This is a genomic window from Acinetobacter sichuanensis (assembly GCF_003024515.2).
Taxonomy (GTDB): Bacteria; Pseudomonadota; Gammaproteobacteria; order Pseudomonadales; family Moraxellaceae; genus Acinetobacter; species Acinetobacter sichuanensis.
Genome location: NZ_PYIX02000026.1, coordinates 1 through 17,116, shown reverse-complemented (window position 1 = coordinate 17,116; position 17,116 = coordinate 1). Strand labels below are relative to the sequence as shown.

Genomic DNA, 17,116 nt, shown 5'->3' with positions numbered 1-17,116 from the left:
TTGACTTACTTTTTCTGTTCAATAGAATCCCTCCCAACCTCCCTTTAAAAAAGGGAGGAGATGTTCGAATCTAATATTAAGCAGATTCGTAATATTCCCCTCTTTTTAAAGATGAGTAGCAAAGCTACGCAAGAGGGGAGATTTTAAGCTACATCCTCAGCAGATAACTCCCCTCTCACCCAATCCGCCAACAACACAATCGCTCCTCGAATCTCATCCGATAACTGATGCCCTGCATTTAACCGAATACAATTGTTATAACGATTATCTTCACCAAAAATTAAACCAGGAACGATATTAATACTGTGCTTTTGCGCATGATAATACAGCGCCAAACTATCCACCTGTTCATGGAACTGTAACCACAACGCATAACTGCCCTGCGGTTGATTCAATCGAATCTCCACGCCCTGAAAAGCCTGTGAAATAAACTGACGATATTGCTCCACCTGTGCCATCAATTTAGGTCTCAATTCACTTAAATGCTGACGATACGCCCGACTAAAAATCAAATCGGCAAGCCCCAATTGCAACGGCGTATTCACCGACACATTTTGTAAAATCAATTTGGCATGCAAATGCTTCAAACGCTGTGGCAAACAGAACCACCCCAAACGATAAGACGGCGATAAAGACTTGGAAATCGAACTGCAATAAATCACATAACCTTCACGATCCCAATATTTGATCGGTAAAGGACGTTTGGCATTGAAACTACATTCGGCATAAATATCATCTTCAATTACATAACACTGATATTTTTCAGCAAGTTGTGCAATTTTTTCTTTTTCAGCATTACTAAGACAAAAGCCCAAAGGATTTTGAAAATTTGCAGTCAATAAACAGACTTTTGCACCTGATTTTTGCATGGCTTGTTCTAAACGCTGCAAGTCAAAACCCTCGGTATTGGCAGGAATTTCAATGATCTTGCGCTTTAACAATGCCAACAGTTGCAATTGACCATTATAGTTGGGCGTGGGCACGATAATACTGTCACCTTCATGGCTGACACTCTGAATCATCATTGACAATGCAGGCATGCAACCATTACTGATATAAATATCCTCTTTGGCAATATAAAAACCATCTTCCGCCCAATGTGCGGACAGCGCTTCCCGTAAAGTGGGATGACCTTGTCGATTGTTATATAAAAAATCTTCAGGTTTACAGTGTTTTAGTGCACGTTGAATCGAACGTCTCAACGCTTCTACAGGCACAAAATCAGGTGACAACTGTATTGAACCTAGATGTACCAAACGGTTATTGGCTGAGGCTTCATGAATTTGTATTTGTAATTCTAAATTTGAAACTTCACGTGGTCGGGATGGAAAACTCGGATGATCAGGCACAGCAATGTGTTGTGCATCCTGTTGTGATTGCACAAAATAACCTGACTTTTCCTTCACATAAATCAAGCCTTGTGCTTCAAGCAATTCATAGCAACTTTTTGCAGTATTCAGACTAATGCTTTGCTGCTCGGCAAATTGACGCAATGAACATAAACGCTGCCCGACTGTCAATTCGCCACAATAAATTTTCTGTGCAAGTTGCTGTGCCAAACTTTGGTATTGAAATGCCATATCTGTACCCAAATTTTAGTATTTGTTGTATCTGTACCCACAAAGCTATCAGATTTATGCTTCTTTCACAGCCCCATCTTGCAACTGAAATGATTTGAAAGGAGAAAATAATGAGAATATTCACATTGCTGACAACAGCTTTATTGCTCAGTGCCTGCCAACCCCAAGCCACCAATCAAATCGCACAGCAACAGCATTTTATTTGTAAATCATTGATTGAAGGCTTTCTAAAAACGCAACGATTGGGCGAATATCAACTTGATCATCTGCAACCGAGTTTACAACATACAGCACCGATCAGAGCGTACACCTACCGTGTCAGCAGTGACATCACAATGCGCCTTAACATGCCGACACAGCAGAATTTAAATTTTGAATGTCAGCAGGATGCTGCTCAACATTTTGAAGTCCGTTTGGTCAACAAAGCACAGAATAGCAAACAAAACTTGCTCAGTTTGGATTTACCGCCACAAAAAACTATCGATACTTTGACAGCTTTTGCGCTAAAAACTCAATGAATAAACGGACACGCTTCGGCAAGTGCTCTTGCTGATAGTACACGGCATGGATGCTCTGCTCATATAGTTCGATTTGATCTTCAAATAAAGCCACCAATCGCCCTTGCTTTAAATCTTGCATAATTTCAAATGCAGATAAGCGCGCGATCCCAAATCCACCCACGCATAATTGCCGTACTGTTTCTCCACTTGATGCCTTAATTTGAGGTTGAATCGTCAAATACTGACCATCAACCTGAATCGGCCAAGTATTGAGATGTGCCACTTTACTGAAGCCAATTTGTTGATGGTTGAGAATGTCCTTTGGCGTTTGCGGCTTGCCATTTTTTGCTAAATATTCAGGACTTGCCACAATATATAAACGACTCTTACACAACAAGCGAGCATGTAGACTTGAATCGGTTAATTGTCCAAAACGAATGGCAACATCTGTTTTATGTTCAAGCAGATCAATAATTTGGTCATTACTATTCAGTTCAATCTGAATATTGGGATACAGCGTGAGAAACTCAGGAATCAACGGCGTAATCACATGCAATACAAAAGGTGTTGCGGAGTCGACCCGTACAATGCCTGAAGTATCGTTGTCTGATTTGAGTAAGGCATCTTCTGCTTCATTCAGATCGTGAATGATTTTTCGGGCTTTTTCTAAAAATATTTGCCCTTCCTGCGTCAATTTTAATTTGCGTGTGGTGCGTTCAAGCAAAGTTACATTGAGTTTGGTTTCAAGACGCTGCAAGGCTCGACTCACGCCCGAAGTGGTTTGACGTAACTGCTCTGCTGCCCCAACAATGGAGCCACTATCAATAATAGAGATAAACGCCTGTAATTCTTCTAAGGTGGATTTCATTTTTATCACAGTTTATTGTTGACTAAAAATCAATAATATTTTGCAGAATATTGTATTTGTCCGCAACAATAAATCTTGCACAATACAGATAATCTCAAAAACAATGTGAAATATCCATGAATACGATCATTCCGCAATTCGGTGTCGGAACTTTCCGTTTAACAGGTCAAACCGTCATTGATTCGGTAAAAACGGCTTTGGATGTTGGTTATCGTGCCATTGATACGGCGCAAATCTATGGCAATGAAGCAGAAGTGTGTCAAGCCATTGCTGAAAGCCAAATCAACCGAAATGAGTTATTTATCACCACAAAAATTTGGACAGAACATTATTCAGCAGACAAACTGATTCCAAGTTTAAAAGACAGCTTACATAAACTCAGAACAGATGCTGTGGATTTAACGCTGATCCATTGGCCTGCGCCAAGTACAGGTATTTCCGTCGCTGAAATGATGCAAAACCTGTTACAGGCAAAACAGCAAGGTCTGACCAAACATATTGGTATTTCAAATTTCAATATTGATTTGACCCAACAAGCGATTGCTGCGGTGGGTGTGGAAAATATTGCCACCAATCAGATTGAACTCAGTCCGTATTTACAAAACCGTAAAGTTGTTGAATTTTTACAAGCGCAAAATATTGATGTGACTTCATATATGACTTTGGCATACGGCAAAGTCTTGCAAGACCCTGTTTTGGCTGAAATTGCTCAACATCATCAAGCGTCAACAGCACAAATTGCCTTGGCTTGGGCATTACAAAAAGGCTTCTCTGTGATTCCCTCATCAACCAAACATGAAAATCTGATCGCCAATCTAAAAGCACAGGACATCCAACTGACTGCTGAAGAAATGCAGATGATTGCAGAGTTGGAACGCAACGGACGAGAAGTTGATCCTGAAGGCTTAGCACCGATTTGGGACTAGAGCAAAATGAAAATTAATTTTCCTTTATTTGCGCTTGCCATTGGGGCTTTTGCCATTGGCACCACAGAATTTTCTCCCATGGGTTTCTTGCCACAGATTGCGGAAAACCTGAATATTTCCATTCCCACCGCAGGCATGCTGATCACTGCCTATGCCTTGGGTGTGATGATTGGGGCACCGATCATGACACTTTGGTTTGGACATTTTCCCAAACGTAAAGCCCTGATCCTTGCCATGAGTATTTTCACGGTCGGGAATATTTTAGCCGCCATAGCACCCAATTATTGGGGACTCATGGGCGCACGGATCCTGACCAGTTTGAATCATGGCGTGTTTTTTGGGATTGGTTCCATTGTGGCAACCAGTGTTGTGCCTAAAGAAAAACAAGCCAGTGCCGTTGCCACCATGTTTATGGGGCTGACCATTGCCAATATTGGCGGTGTCCCGCTTGCCACATGGGTCGGACAAAATATTGGTTGGCGCATGTCCTTTGCCGCTATTGCTGTTTTGGGTGTCGTCACCATGCTGTGCTTATGGAAGGCATTGCCTGAGGGCACTGCGGGACAACGTCCCAATGTCAAAGCTGAATTAAAGGTGCTGACCCGTCTGCCTGTCGTGCTTGCCTTACTCACCACGGTGATGAGCGCAGGTGCAATGTTTACCTTGTACACCTATATTGCACCAACACTGCAAAATATTACCCATGCAAGTCCGAGCTTTATCACCTTCATGCTGGTGCTGATCGGGGTAGGTTTTTCGATTGGGAATCATTTAGGCGGTAAATTTGCAGACAAATCCTTAACCAAAACCCTGACTGGTTTTTTGTTGTTGCTGATGCTGTCAATGTTGCTTTTCCCTATTTTGGCAACCACGCCGATTGGTGCAGCTTTGGCATTGGTGATTTGGGGAACAGCCGCTTTTGCTGTGGTTCCTCCCTTACAAATGCGCGTCATGTCTGTGGCACATGAAGCGCCTGGTTTGGCATCATCTGTCAATATTGGGGCATTTAACTTAGGAAATGCTGTGGGTGCAGCAGCAGGCGGTGCCGTACTCAGTCTGGGCATGAGCTATGTCATGGTATCGATTACAGGTGCATTACTCACCGCTTTGGGTCTGCTCCTGGTTTGGCTGCAAATGCGTTTACCTGAGCCAAAACTTGCGTATTCACCTGAATCCTGAATAAAAAAATCCCACCATCAAATGGGTGGGATTTTTTAAATCTTCACTTTTGCACAATTTATTTTAAAATATCAGGAAGTGCAGGCAATGTCTTATTTTTAGCTAACTCAGCTTTCATTTTCTGTAACATCTGATAAGGCTGCAGTTCGACTAGCATGTTGGTCACACTGGCTGGGATTGCACCTTCGGGATTAGCATGCCCATTGGTTGTGACTTTGACTTGGTTTGCTCCTAGTTTCTGAAATGTCCAATCTCCTGAATAATCTTTTAAACGAATATAATCCGTATTGAGTGCCTTACCTTGTTGGATTGCGCTATTTTTAATCGTAATTGTGCCATTACTGTCTTTTGACATTTTGCCTTTAACCACCATATCGCGGTCTTTTAGTGGAAATGGAAAATCTAAAACCATATAAAGCGTAAACTCGCCCTTTTTATCATCACGTGAAAGGATTTCGGCTTTTGCGACATTGGGAACCCATTTTGGACTGTTATTAACATCCAACACTAAAGCCACAGCTTTTTCTATTGGCACATCAATCACGGTTTCAGCTTTATAAGACAAAACGGGATTATTTGCGTCCTTATATGTCCACACCTTAATATTATTTTTATTAAGGCTAAGTTTGGCATTACTTGGCAAAGTTGCTTGCGCAGACAGACTCAAAGCACTGACTACACAAGCAATTAACATCACTGTCTTATTCATTTTATTTATTCAAAATCGTTTTCTTGTTTTTATATTAACCGATCATAAGAAAAGCTTAAATATCATTTAAACCTAAAACATCTTTCATGTCGTATTTTTTAGCATCTTTGCCCACAACCCATGCCGCTGCACGTACTGCACCCGATGCAAAATTCATACGACTGGTCGCTTTATGCGTCACTTCAACACGCTCACCTTCACCAATAAACATCACCGTATGTTCACCGACAATATCACCACCACGAATGGTTTCAAAACCAATGGTTTCACGTTCACGTGGACCTGTATGCCCTTCACGACCATAAACAGCGACTTTCTTCAAATCACGACCTAAAGTATCAGCAACTGCTTCACCCATCATGAGTGCTGTACCTGATGGTGCATCTACTTTATGACGGTGATGTGCTTCAATGATTTCGATATCGACAGTGTCACCAAAAACTTTGGCAGCAAGTTCCAGAAGTTTAATTGAAACATTCACACCCACAGAATAATTCGCTGCATAGACCACAGGCGTTTGAGTTGCAGATTCATTTAAAACTTGTTTTTGTTCTTCTGAAAAGCCCGTGGTACCAATCACCATCGCCACGCCTGCTTCACGGCAGAGTTTTAAGTTATTTTCAGTTGCCGCAGGTGCAGTAAAATCAATCACCACATCTACATCTTTTAAAATTTCTTCTAAACTACCAACAACTTTAATACCAACAGCACCGATGCCTGCAAGTTCACCTGCATCAGCACCAATTAAAGTGCTTTCTGGACGCTCAACAGCTGCTGCAAGTTGATAACCTGCTTGTTGTACAGCTTGAATTAATGTGCGACCCATACGACCGCCTGCGCCTAAAATACCAATACGTGGAGCTGTTGACATGAATTCTTCCTAAATCTAGATTTAAAATTTGATCTACTATAGCAAAACTCTGTGTATTGGCTAAGTTTCACTAGAACATTTCCTCAAAATAATTCTATTTTCATTTGCATGCTACATGTTAAAAAATGTGCGCTTTGACCTACTGAGATAAAATTCAGTTTAAGATAATCAAAAGTACAACTTAGCTCTTCATTATGCGTTTTGATTTTTTTGATTTGAGACTCTTCTTAAATATTGTGGAAAATGGCAGTCTAACCAAAGGTGCAGAATGCTCAGCGATTTCCTTACAAGCGGCAAGTGAGAGAGTAAAAAAACTAGAACAACACTTCCATATTCCATTATTTACTCGCCATAGCTCAGGTATAAAAATGACTATTGCAGGTCAAGTATTTGCAGAACACGCACAGCAAGTACTTAAACAAGCTCAACAATTACAAAATGCAATGCTTCCCTTTTCACAAGGCTTAATCACAGAAATCACGTTATGGTGTAATTCTTCTGCGCAAAGTGAATATTTACCCTTATTGCTGCCTCAATATTTAGTGGAAAATTCACATTTACACATCGAACTCAAAGAGGCTGAAAGCCAAGACATCATTCAAGCGCTTGAAAAAGGCATCGCACAGCTTGGTTTAATTTCAAGTTTTTTTAATTCACAACATTTACATACTTTAGATTTTGCTGATGATCCATTGGTGCTTATTTGCCCTCAAAACCATGATTTAGCAAAAGAAAAAATACTTAATTTAGCCGATATTTTACATTATCCTTTTGTTGGGCTAATACAACATCACTCACTACAACAATCGATCGAAGCTCAAGCAAAACAACTGCATTGTACGATTCAATATCGTTTACGTTTACCCAATTTCACCGCAATTGCACAAGTTGTTGCCAATGGTGTAGGTATTGCGATTATTCCTAAACGTGCTGCACAACATTTAAATAAAATATATAAATTTCATCAAGTTAAACTAAGTGGAACTTGGGCAAATCGTAAATTACTTCTGGCAGCACAAAATTTCGATATTTTAAATACGTCTTATCAACACTTTGCACAGTTTTTAATTTCTCAAAAAAATCAATTAGATAATAACTAAAGTTAAACAACACCCAGTTGGTGTAAAACAGAATACACACCAAAAACCACTAAACCACAAAAAAAGACTTTACGAAATTTTTGTTCAGGAATGCGATAATGAATTTTTGTTCCTAACCACATCCCCATTAAAGCAGGAATTAAGGCGATCAATGATAATTGATAATTAATGGGTGTATTTTCTACAGGATTTAAATGTAAAAAAACGGCTAGACAACATGTTGATACAGTAAAAGCTAGACCTAAAGTTTGAACTAAATCATCACGTTTTAACTGTAAAGACTGAACATAAGGCACCACAGGAATGAGCACTACACCTGTTGCAACGGTTAATGCACCACCCAAATAACCCACTATCGGCGATAAATATTTTTCATAAGGTGCAAGATTTGGCATATTTTTGGCAAATAAACCATACGCACCATACAAAGCTAACATGGTGCCTAATAATGCTTCACTCTGAAAATGAGTTGTCGAATGACCTAAAGTTGGAAAAATACTCCAAACTGAGCCAACAATAATACCCAGTAATAACATCCAAAAACGGCGAATTAAACGAATGACATGACCTTCAGCAAAAAGTTGCCAAATATTCGTCACCATTGAAGGAATAATCAATAAAGCTGCTGCCTGAAAAGGACTGATGACCAACGTCAAAAGCCCCATAGATACCGCAGGTAAACCTAAGCCAATTGTACCTTTAATCATTCCTGCTACTGCAAAGACAGCAATCACAAAACCTATCAAGACACGCCCCTCGTCATATTTTAGGTCATGCTACAGAAATTTTTTAAGATGAAATATCACGTTTTTCAGAAGTGAACCTCAATAAAATATTGAGGCTAAATGAAAAATTAAAATTAAAACCCTTTATAAAAGAGTTGCTATAAAAATAGTCATGCTCTTAGTCAAAAATAAAGACTCGAATAGATCCAACTTCGTCATATTTGATCGCGCGTTACGATTGCATTTTTAATGCTGCTTAACTACATCTATATAAGGAAAAATCTTTTATTTACGATTATTCTGATGATTCATTCACTATTCATTTTATGTCTAACATTCAAAAAGATTCATATAATAAATCTAATATTTTAGGGTCTAATTTCTTTAAGTTCTCTTTGAATAAAATGTTGAATCATCTCGCGATAAATCTTTTCAACTAAGTCAGGATCTGTATGTAATACTTTGGCTTTTTCACGAACTTTATGAATCACTTGTTGTACACGTTCAGGCGACTGTACATCTTCAGCAGTACGTTTAAAGCGTACTGCTTGATCAATATAAAATTGGCGTGTGGCAATAATTTCGATTAGGGCTTGATCAAGTTCATCAATATAAGCACGTGCTTGTTCAAGTGATTCACATTTCTCTTTTTTCATCGCTAAGTTGTTTGGCATATTTTAGCTCGGCAGCATTATCACTTTTATACTTCTGTTCTAACACATTACTGAAAATACTTTCAATCATCCATACACGATATAAGCTATTAAATACGTAACGTTTTCCTTCAATATCTAACTCAAGCACAGGAAAATCAGGTTGATGCTTCTCAGCACAATGTTGGTCATTTATTTTTAATAACTCACTGACATCCAAATCTACTAATTTTTCAATACCTAATTCTTGTTGTAGTTCTTGCAAATGTGCCTTATAAGACAAATCTTTTCCTTTTGCCCACACTGCTTCCAAAATAGTATAGATGGCATCAACACGTTGCTCTTGTTCAACACTATAAAATAACTGTGCCATATGCAAAATACTGTCTGCGGTTGGACGACAAAATGGGGTAAATTTTACCTCAGTACGTTTTGATAAACGTGTTGCTAAACTCCAATCAAAAAAGTCTCGTCCATGATAACTTAACGGAAAAACATTCAATTGAATATTATAATAATTTGCCAACTCTTCTTTGATATAAGCCAATAACAACCAACTGATCGGATCTTCGAGCGCAATATATAAATTTAACTCAGGATGCATTGCCTGAATTTCAGCAAGTTCTTCTGCATCACTCATTAAATGTTCGCGCCATTCAATATGATTAATGAGAAAAATAGGGTTATCAATCAATAACTTTTGCTGTTTTAAACGGCGTGTTAAACGTAGCAAATCATCGACTGCATGATATTTACGTCCACCTAGCTCAAAATAACTTTCTAGAACAGGTGTATGATCAAAGATACGCTCTGGAAAATGTTGTTCTTTTTGTTGTTTACTTGCCATCACAAATAACATGCGTAATTTTCCATATTGTTGCTGCCACAACATATGAAAAACGTCTTCAAGTAAATATAAAAAATTTTGACCTGTTAATGGCGTATTACGAAGGATTGTTTCTGCTTGTTTTAATGCTTCTTGAGTGGGTTGTTCTGGTTTTTCTTCATCATAACTAAAACGGTGCTGATTCGCTAAAATCTTGGCGTCATTCAAACTATATTTACGCCATTCTTCAATCGTCATGCCATTGGGGGGTTCTGCTGCAGTATCTGAAATAATAATTTTCAACGGTTTTAATTCAGCACTTAAAATATCATCGAGTTGTATCAACTGCTGCACAGCGAGATAACTATAAACATCATCTAAACGCAAATAGATATGTAGACCATGTTCCGTGGATAACACCTCTTGACGTATTGGCTTTTCATAAAACCAACTCGATCTAATGGGATCAAACCAACGGCGTAACAGTGACATGAGTATAGCCTCGAAAAAGCACTGAATAATGTGATGAAAAAATTTGATTGAAACTCATTCAAGCATACCATTCATTGCAATATGATGCTTAAAAAATTTATTTTACATTGAAAATTTTTTCACCATGCTGCATAAAACAGCCCATCACTAAAAATTTACTTCTAATCATTCAATCATATAAAAAGCACCCAATTTATGGATGCTTTTTAAATATTAAATCATTCAGCGTGAAAATTAAATTTCGCGTACAGCGCCTTTTGAAGCACTCGTGGTATGCATCGCATACGCTTTCAAGGCTTTAGATACTTTACGTGGGCGCTCTTCGGCAGGATGCCAGCCTTTAGCTTCTTGTACTTCACGACGTGCAGCCATAGTTGCTTCATCTACAGCAAGATGAATAGTACGGTTTGGAATATCAATTTCGATACGGTCGCCATCTTCAACCAAACCAATAGCACCGCCCTCAGCCGCTTCTGGTGAAACGTGACCAATAGACAGCCCTGATGAACCGCCAGAGAAACGACCATCAGTTAACAAGGCACAGTCTTTGCCCAAACCTTTGGATTTTAAATAGCTGGTTGGGTAAAGCATTTCTTGCATACCTGGACCACCACGTGGACCTTCGTAGCGAATCACCACTACATCACCTGCAGTAATTTTTCCACCCAAAATGGCTTCTACAGCAGCATCCTGACTTTCAAAAACACGTGCTGTGCCATTGAATTTCAAAATTGAGTCATCCACACCTGCAGTTTTTACAATACAGCCTTCCAAAGCAATGTTTCCGTAAAGTACTGCCAAACCACCATCTTGAGAGAATGCATTGGCAACATTACGAATCACACCACCCTCACGGTCACCATCCAAACGTGAATAATAACGATCTTGTGAGAATGCAGTTTGCGTTGGAACACCGCCCGGTGCTGAACGGAAGAATTGATAAACATCTTCGTCTTCAGTACGGATAATATCCCATTTATCCAAAGCATCTTTTAAGGTTTTTTCATGTACAGTTGGAACTGAAGTATCGAGTAAACCTGCTCGATCCAACTCGCCAAGAATCGACATGATCCCACCCGCACGATGTACATCTTCCATATGGACATCTTGTTTTGCTGGTGCAACTTTACATAGGACTGGGACGTTACGAGATAAACGGTCAATATCCGTCATGGTAAAGTCCACTTCAGCTTCATGTGCCGCAGCCAATAAATGCAGAACTGTATTGGTTGAACCACCCATCGAAATATCAAGCGTCATTGCATTTTCAAAAGCCGCTTTGGTTGCAATTGAACGTGGCAATAAACTATAGTCATTTTGTTCATAATGACGTTTGGTAATTTCAACAATTAACTGACCTGCTTTTTCAAACAGCTTTTTACGGTTAGCATGCGTTGCCAAAGTTGAACCATTACCTGGTAATGACAAACCTAAAGCTTCCGTCAAACAGTTCATTGAGTTTGCAGTGAACATTCCTGAACATGAACCACAGGTTGGGCATGCTGAACGTTCGTATTCAGCCACTTCTTCATCAGTAAAGTTGTCATCTGCTGCAACAATCATGGCATCGACAAGGTCAATGGCTTTTTCATTGCCACGGATTTTGACTTTACCCGCTTCCATTGGACCACCAGACACGAATACCACTGGAATGTTCAAGCGCATAGATGCCATCAACATTCCCGGGGTGATTTTGTCACAGTTGGAAATACATACCATCGCATCTGCACAGTGTGCATTGACCATGTATTCTACTGAGTCCGCAATCAAATCACGTGAAGGCAATGAATAGAGCATGCCATCATGCCCCATGGCAATGCCATCATCAACCGCAATGGTATTGAATTCTTTAGCTACACCGCCTGCTTGTTCAATTTGACGAGCAACCAACTGTCCTAAATCTTTAAGGTGTACATGACCTGGTACAAATTGGGTAAATGAGTTGACCACCGCAATAATCGGTTTACCAAAGTCCTCATCTTTCATTCCTGTCGCGCGCCATAAGCCACGCGCACCAGCCATGTTTCTTCCGTGTGTCGATGTTTTTGAACGATAGTCAGGCATGTGTATTTCCAACATTATTTGAGCTGAAATGAATGTCATTATTCATTCTGGCAGACTAAAACTGATAATCAGGCGAAATATTTTTACATCATACTATAAGATGCTGCATAACAGATGATCAAGGCATGGATCATTTTTATACAATTTTGATGGATGACAAATTCAATGACGAATAGCCATAAGCCTTGAGTAATGAAAACTAATATAAACCTATCTTGAAGAGATTCAATACAAAACTTATATGAATATTTTTTCAAAATTACATAAATAAAACTTATTAATAATAGTTCCACTTTAGCTTTTATTAAAAAGGCTTCCAAAGAAGCCAAATTTTGATTCACAATCTCATTATTTCTGTTTAATCAAATATAAACCGCTACACAACTTAGCTTCATGATCACTACATAACTCTGCTGAAGTTGTAGAAATCCACTTCAGATTTAGTTGTAACTTACCATTGGTCATATCTATAGCAGGTCCACCACAACTGGCAGCTTTATTGTCAGCCTTCACTTGCACTGACAATAAGTCGAGATCTTGATTAAGCATACTTCTCCAGATAGCAAAATCACCTGTGATTCGTTTTTCATTACTTGTATAAGTTAACTGACTTGGTTTAGAAAACTGGTAAACTTCAGAACAATTCAATTTTTCATTATGAATCGTCCAAGTTCCCCAAATGTCCTGCTCAGGGTTGATCTGTTTTTTGTCAAAAGCCTGAACATTACAAGCCATTAAAATACCCACAGACATCCAGATTATTTTCTTTAACATTCTATTTCCTTACTCATCTATTACTGACTTAAACAATCAACATGATCCACTAAATCAAAGTATCTTTACAAACTCAATTCACTCTAAAATAACAAAATTATGAGTTCTTGAATAAATGAATGACCGATTTATTTTCGGTCATTACAAATATCTATACTTAGATAAAATTAATATACTTAAGTTCTAAAAACTCACAGTATCACAACTTTACCACTGTACATTTACACGACGGTTTGGCGCTAAACACTGGATCAAACCTGCTGTTTTAGCACCTGCTTGGCACTGTTGATAAGCAGTTGTTGAACCATTTCCTTGTAAAGAAATAATATTAGGATTTACACCTTGTTGTACTAATAATTGTGCCACTGTATTCGCACGATTTGCAGATAAACGTTGATTATAAGCATATTGTCCTAAACGGTCTGCAAAGCCCGATATTTCGATACGCTCAGGATTATCTACCTTAATCTGTTCAACAATAGTTGATACTGAACTATAGTTTTGGTCAATGGCTTGTGGATCGTAACGATCAAATGCAAATAAGACATTTGCATTTTTACGTTGTTTATCTACAGGATAAACTACCTGTGGAGGAACTTGGTTATTTGCACCGTAGACCATTAAGCCTTGGCACTCTTCACCTTTCCAATATAAATTTTCAGATAGTTTATCTTTATTAAAATCTACACGTAACTGACAACGCTTGTATTGGTTAGTATTTGGTTGGCGGATATCTAAAACATAGTTCCATGTTTTAACAAAAAATAAGCCTTCATTAAATTGGGGATTACCTAAAATAAAGCGGATTTGATCTTTTGTTAAGCCTTTATCCAAACGTGCAACTTCGTCATATTCATAACGATGAACTTGTTTTAAATAGCTGTCTTTAACTTCAGGAAAGTTAATTTCTTCTGGTGTATTTTGTGGATCAATTTCAGCAGCAGAACTCATTGTTGTCACTAGACCGCTGAGCACACTGAACAGCAAAATTGTGTTTAATGTTTTCATTAATTTATCTCTCTTAAAATAGGGAAAAACCAAGGAAGATCCGAAGATCTTCCTAGTCTAGTGAATTAGTCAATTACACCACTGATACCGATACGTACACTTGGATCACCTTCGCTCGCTGCCGCAATACCACCAGTCAATGACCAGCGACCATTATCGGCAGTTTTACGTAAAGTCACACCGATAGCACTTTCACCACCGTGATATGACGCACCCGCTGCGTAAGTATATTTACCTGGAATGTACGGTGCATTTTCAAGCGCCATTGCCGCTGCAATACCTGCATTTGCACGTTTTTCAACATCATCAATACGTTGGTTAGTCGATTGGAATGCTTGCTCTAAACGGTTGCTTACATTATTAATCTTATTACCAAGCTCTTGATCTGCTTTATTCAACGCATCAATAGCACCACCAACATTATTGTATTTACTGTCTCCGACTGTATAAGACGGTGCGGTTGTAAAGCTGCCAGTAATATTGTCAATCGCAGCACCACCACCTAAGTACTCAACAACTTTTTGATTCGTTTCAACTTTCTGTGCATGTAGTTGAGAACCATTAATTGCATCTTTAGAGTCTTTGTTGACTGCACCATCTTTAACACCAGTAACGACACGATCACCATCTTTACCAGCCATATTCACTGTTGTACCACCTGTATTTTTACCTACAGTGATATCAGCTTTTGAACCTCCAGTTTGTTGAACTAAGCCAATTGAACCATTGTTAATCTCATTTTTGATATTGTTAATATCACTGGTATTTTGATTAACTTTTTGTTCAACATTCCATAATTGACCGCCATTGACTGCGTCTTTAGAACCCTGCGTCACTTTACCGTCAGCAACATTGGTAATTGTTGTACCTTTATCGCCACCACCTAAAGTTACGCTGTCTTTATTTACAGTACCGTCAGCATTTTTGTCATATTGAACAACATTGTTATTTGCTTGATCAACCTTATTGCTAATATTGTTAATCGCGCTATCCAACTGACCTTTGTTCACAGCATCAGTATCTTTCTGACCTGCTGCAACATTGGTAATCACTTTATTACCTGCGCTAATTCCTGCAGTTGTTACACTTGGACCATTTTGAATAATTAGACCTGTTCCGCCTAACTGTACAACTTGCCCAATTGACACTCCACCAGTATTAATCACAGTATCGCCAGCTTTTAACTGTTCAACATCAAGCTTTTTATTCAACTCGACAGCAAGTTTTGCATTACCCTCTTTGTCGTTTTCTTGAGTTACAGTGATATTGTTATCACCAACAAACTCAACCGTTGCTTTTGGCTTAATGGTTTGTGATTTATCACCAGCTTTCACTGTCCAACCAGCATTTGCAGTACCGTCTACATTATTCACCTTACTATTTAAAGCGTCTAATGCATCACCAACATTGGTTTGTATACCACCACCAACATTGTAAGTTGGACCTGTGATTGAGCCATCTTGGTTAACTTTAGAACCACCACCAAGGCTGTTTACTAAAGTATTTTGTGTGTTGGTAACTTGATGATCAACCGCCTTCAACTGTGCAACGTTTACAGCATCAGAATCTGCTGTACCTGCTGCAACACCTGTTACTTGACGATAAACACCATTCGTTGCATCACCTACAGCAACGGCACCAGTTGTACTGGTCGTTTTATTGATTGCATCACGGTCTTTCGCTGTTGACTGAGCAAATGTATAACCTGCAACACCAGCACCTGTTGTTGCTGCTGATTTATTACCTAATACCACTGAGCCTTCAACTGTTTGAGTAACATCATTACCCAGTACAAAAGTATTATCTGTAACAACTTTATTGTTATTACCAACAGAATAACTGCTATTTCCATCAACAATACTTGGATCACCTAAAGCACCAGAATTATTACCTTTAACAATATTTCCAGTACCAATACTAATTGATTGATCACCTAATGCTTGTGCACCATGACCAATTGCAATCGTTGATGCTCCACCAACTTTAGAACCTGAACCAACAACGACTGAGTGAGTTGCTTCATCTGTTGCTGAAGTATTATGACCTAGTGCCGTAGTACTTGTTGCTCCATCTGCAACAATTGCATTGACACCAATTGCTGTAGAGTTTTTGCCTCCTGCACTAGAGTCATTTGTCTCTCCAATCACACCACTTTCTAATGTTTCATCTACAGCATTCGTATGGAAATATTTTGCCCCCTTCGTATTAATGCTTGTTACAGTTTCTAGGATGTTACGGCGATCTGTAGTTTTTTGACCAGAGACATTATAGGTTTCAAATAGCTCACTTGCTTTACCATCAGTAGTACCAATAATCTTCGTTACATCATTTTCAATAGTCTGATTAACGACTTTATTCAACTGACTAACGTTAACTGCATCACCATCTGCTGTACCCGCGGCAATATTCTTAATTTGCGTATTGCCAGCATCAACACCATTTTTGGAAATTGAAATAGGACCGACAGTCACATTATCAAACTTCACATCTTTCGCAGTCGCCACTTCATAGTTCACTGAACCATCAGCGTTAGTACCTGAAGTCACCGTGATGTTGTTACCTTGTGTCACAGTGGTTTTCGATTTCTTCGCTTGATCTGCAATCGCATCAGAAATGTTGTTATAGCTGCTGCCATTGGTTGTGAATGGACCTGTCAAGCTACCTGCGTTATTGGTCACACCACCACCAATAATGTCACCTGTGCTTTGTGCAGTGGTATTGAGCTGATTACCTGTCACAGCTTCAGTTGAACCTGCTGCAACCGTACCATCCGTTAAGCCACTGATTTTGCCAGTCGCGCCATCTGTTACCACATTGCCCACAGTCACTTTATCGAAGTTA

At 39.1% G+C, this 17,116-nt stretch carries 15 protein-coding genes; 4 read left to right on the top strand and 11 right to left on the bottom strand.

Features of this window, described 5'->3' with window-relative positions; genetic code table 11:
- Nucleotides 1–143: 143 nt before the first annotated feature.
- On the bottom strand, nucleotides 144–1,580 hold the full coding sequence (locus C9E89_RS14495) for an aminotransferase-like domain-containing protein (RefSeq protein WP_107009056.1): 1,437 nt from the start codon (nucleotides 1,578–1,580) through the stop codon (nucleotides 144–146).
- A gap of 110 nt (nucleotides 1,581–1,690) precedes the next feature.
- Here C9E89_RS14495 and C9E89_RS14490 point away from each other — a divergent pair, with 110 nt between their 5' ends.
- Nucleotides 1,691–2,098 carry a hypothetical protein gene (locus tag C9E89_RS14490; RefSeq protein ID WP_107009055.1) on the top strand — a complete coding sequence of 136 codons (408 nt, stop codon included), beginning with the start codon at nucleotides 1,691–1,693 and terminating at the stop codon, nucleotides 2,096–2,098.
- Here the strand turns inward: C9E89_RS14490 and C9E89_RS14485 are convergent.
- On the bottom strand, nucleotides 2,058–2,948 hold the full coding sequence (locus C9E89_RS14485) for a LysR family transcriptional regulator (protein ID WP_107009054.1): 891 nt from the start codon (nucleotides 2,946–2,948) through the stop codon (nucleotides 2,058–2,060). The two genes, C9E89_RS14490 and C9E89_RS14485, sit on opposite strands and share 41 nt — an antisense overlap.
- Before the next feature lie 116 nt (nucleotides 2,949–3,064).
- Between C9E89_RS14485 and dkgB the strand changes: the two genes are divergently transcribed.
- The gene (gene dkgB / locus C9E89_RS14480; protein WP_107009053.1) at nucleotides 3,065–3,874 is read left to right on the top strand and encodes a 2,5-didehydrogluconate reductase DkgB; all 810 of its coding nucleotides are present in this window, start codon (nucleotides 3,065–3,067) and stop codon (nucleotides 3,872–3,874) included.
- A 6-nt stretch (nucleotides 3,875–3,880) separates the two neighbouring features.
- Complete coding sequence (locus tag C9E89_RS14475; RefSeq protein ID WP_107009052.1) at nucleotides 3,881–5,053, top strand: MFS transporter; 1,173 nt, start codon at nucleotides 3,881–3,883, stop codon at nucleotides 5,051–5,053.
- Between the two features lie 58 nt (nucleotides 5,054–5,111).
- Here C9E89_RS14475 and C9E89_RS14470 read toward each other — a convergent pair whose 3' ends face one another.
- Complete coding sequence (locus C9E89_RS14470) at nucleotides 5,112–5,762, bottom strand: START domain-containing protein (RefSeq protein ID WP_107009051.1); 651 nt, start codon at nucleotides 5,760–5,762, stop codon at nucleotides 5,112–5,114.
- A 55-nt stretch (nucleotides 5,763–5,817) separates the two neighbouring features.
- Nucleotides 5,818–6,633 (bottom strand): 4-hydroxy-tetrahydrodipicolinate reductase, encoded by an 816-nt coding sequence (gene dapB, locus C9E89_RS14465; protein ID WP_107009050.1) that lies wholly within the window; start codon nucleotides 6,631–6,633, stop codon nucleotides 5,818–5,820.
- Nucleotides 6,634–6,827: 194 nt separating this feature from the next.
- On the opposite strand from dapB, the gene C9E89_RS14460 reads away from it, so the two are divergent.
- Nucleotides 6,828–7,733, top strand: coding sequence for a LysR family transcriptional regulator (locus C9E89_RS14460; RefSeq protein ID WP_107009049.1), 906 nt, complete (start codon nucleotides 6,828–6,830; stop codon nucleotides 7,731–7,733).
- Between the two features lie 2 nt (nucleotides 7,734–7,735).
- Here C9E89_RS14460 and C9E89_RS14455 read toward each other — a convergent pair whose 3' ends face one another.
- The 7 genes from C9E89_RS14455 to C9E89_RS14420 form a co-directional block, all read right to left on the bottom strand.
- The gene (locus C9E89_RS14455; RefSeq protein ID WP_107009048.1) at nucleotides 7,736–8,479 is read right to left on the bottom strand and encodes a sulfite exporter TauE/SafE family protein; all 744 of its coding nucleotides are present in this window, start codon (nucleotides 8,477–8,479) and stop codon (nucleotides 7,736–7,738) included.
- 347 nt (nucleotides 8,480–8,826) lie between these two features.
- Entirely contained in the window at nucleotides 8,827–9,114 is a 288-nt protein-coding gene (locus C9E89_RS14450) for a chorismate mutase (RefSeq protein ID WP_107009047.1), read from the bottom strand.
- Nucleotides 9,095–10,429, bottom strand: coding sequence for a hypothetical protein (locus C9E89_RS14445; RefSeq protein WP_107009046.1), 1,335 nt, complete (start codon nucleotides 10,427–10,429; stop codon nucleotides 9,095–9,097). Before C9E89_RS14445 ends, C9E89_RS14450 begins: the two co-directional genes overlap by 20 nt.
- Before the next feature lie 234 nt (nucleotides 10,430–10,663).
- Entirely contained in the window at nucleotides 10,664–12,493 is a 1,830-nt protein-coding gene (ilvD, locus tag C9E89_RS14440; RefSeq protein WP_107009045.1) for a dihydroxy-acid dehydratase, read from the bottom strand.
- 348 nt (nucleotides 12,494–12,841) lie between these two features.
- Nucleotides 12,842–13,267 (bottom strand): hypothetical protein, encoded by a 426-nt coding sequence (locus tag C9E89_RS14430; RefSeq protein WP_107009043.1) that lies wholly within the window; start codon nucleotides 13,265–13,267, stop codon nucleotides 12,842–12,844.
- Nucleotides 13,268–13,474: 207 nt separating this feature from the next.
- Nucleotides 13,475–14,275, bottom strand: a complete 801-nt coding sequence (tpgA, locus tag C9E89_RS14425) for a trimeric autotransporter adhesin/peptidogylcan-associated protein TpgA (protein WP_107009042.1) — start codon at nucleotides 14,273–14,275, stop codon at nucleotides 13,475–13,477.
- 65 nt (nucleotides 14,276–14,340) lie between these two features.
- Nucleotides 14,341–17,116, bottom strand: a 2,776-nt coding sequence (locus C9E89_RS14420) for a YadA-like family protein (protein ID WP_171405139.1), incomplete at its 5' end; no start/stop codon positions are given.

What these genes read in the sequence shown, in the direction of transcription:
- dkgB (WP_107009053.1), top strand. Translation starts at nt 3,065, where the DNA reads ATGAATACGATCATTCCGCAATTCGGTGTCGGAACTTTCCGTTTAACA.
- C9E89_RS14450 (WP_107009047.1), bottom strand. Translation starts at nt 9,114, where the DNA reads ATGAAAAAAGAGAAATGTGAATCACTTGAACAAGCACGTGCTTATATT.
- C9E89_RS14460 (WP_107009049.1), top strand. Translation starts at nt 6,828, where the DNA reads ATGCGTTTTGATTTTTTTGATTTGAGACTCTTCTTAAATATTGTGGAA.
- C9E89_RS14430 (WP_107009043.1), bottom strand. Translation starts at nt 13,267, where the DNA reads ATGTTAAAGAAAATAATCTGGATGTCTGTGGGTATTTTAATGGCTTGT.
- C9E89_RS14495 (WP_107009056.1), bottom strand. Translation starts at nt 1,580, where the DNA reads ATGGCATTTCAATACCAAAGTTTGGCACAGCAACTTGCACAGAAAATT.
- tpgA (WP_107009042.1), bottom strand. Translation starts at nt 14,275, where the DNA reads ATGAAAACATTAAACACAATTTTGCTGTTCAGTGTGCTCAGCGGTCTA.
- C9E89_RS14470 (WP_107009051.1), bottom strand. Translation starts at nt 5,762, where the DNA reads ATGAATAAGACAGTGATGTTAATTGCTTGTGTAGTCAGTGCTTTGAGT.
- C9E89_RS14475 (WP_107009052.1), top strand. Translation starts at nt 3,881, where the DNA reads ATGAAAATTAATTTTCCTTTATTTGCGCTTGCCATTGGGGCTTTTGCC.
- ilvD (WP_107009045.1), bottom strand. Translation starts at nt 12,493, where the DNA reads ATGCCTGACTATCGTTCAAAAACATCGACACACGGAAGAAACATGGCT.
- C9E89_RS14485 (WP_107009054.1), bottom strand. Translation starts at nt 2,948, where the DNA reads ATGAAATCCACCTTAGAAGAATTACAGGCGTTTATCTCTATTATTGAT.
- C9E89_RS14445 (WP_107009046.1), bottom strand. Translation starts at nt 10,429, where the DNA reads ATGTCACTGTTACGCCGTTGGTTTGATCCCATTAGATCGAGTTGGTTT.
- dapB (WP_107009050.1), bottom strand. Translation starts at nt 6,633, where the DNA reads ATGTCAACAGCTCCACGTATTGGTATTTTAGGCGCAGGCGGTCGTATG.
- C9E89_RS14490 (WP_107009055.1), top strand. Translation starts at nt 1,691, where the DNA reads ATGAGAATATTCACATTGCTGACAACAGCTTTATTGCTCAGTGCCTGC.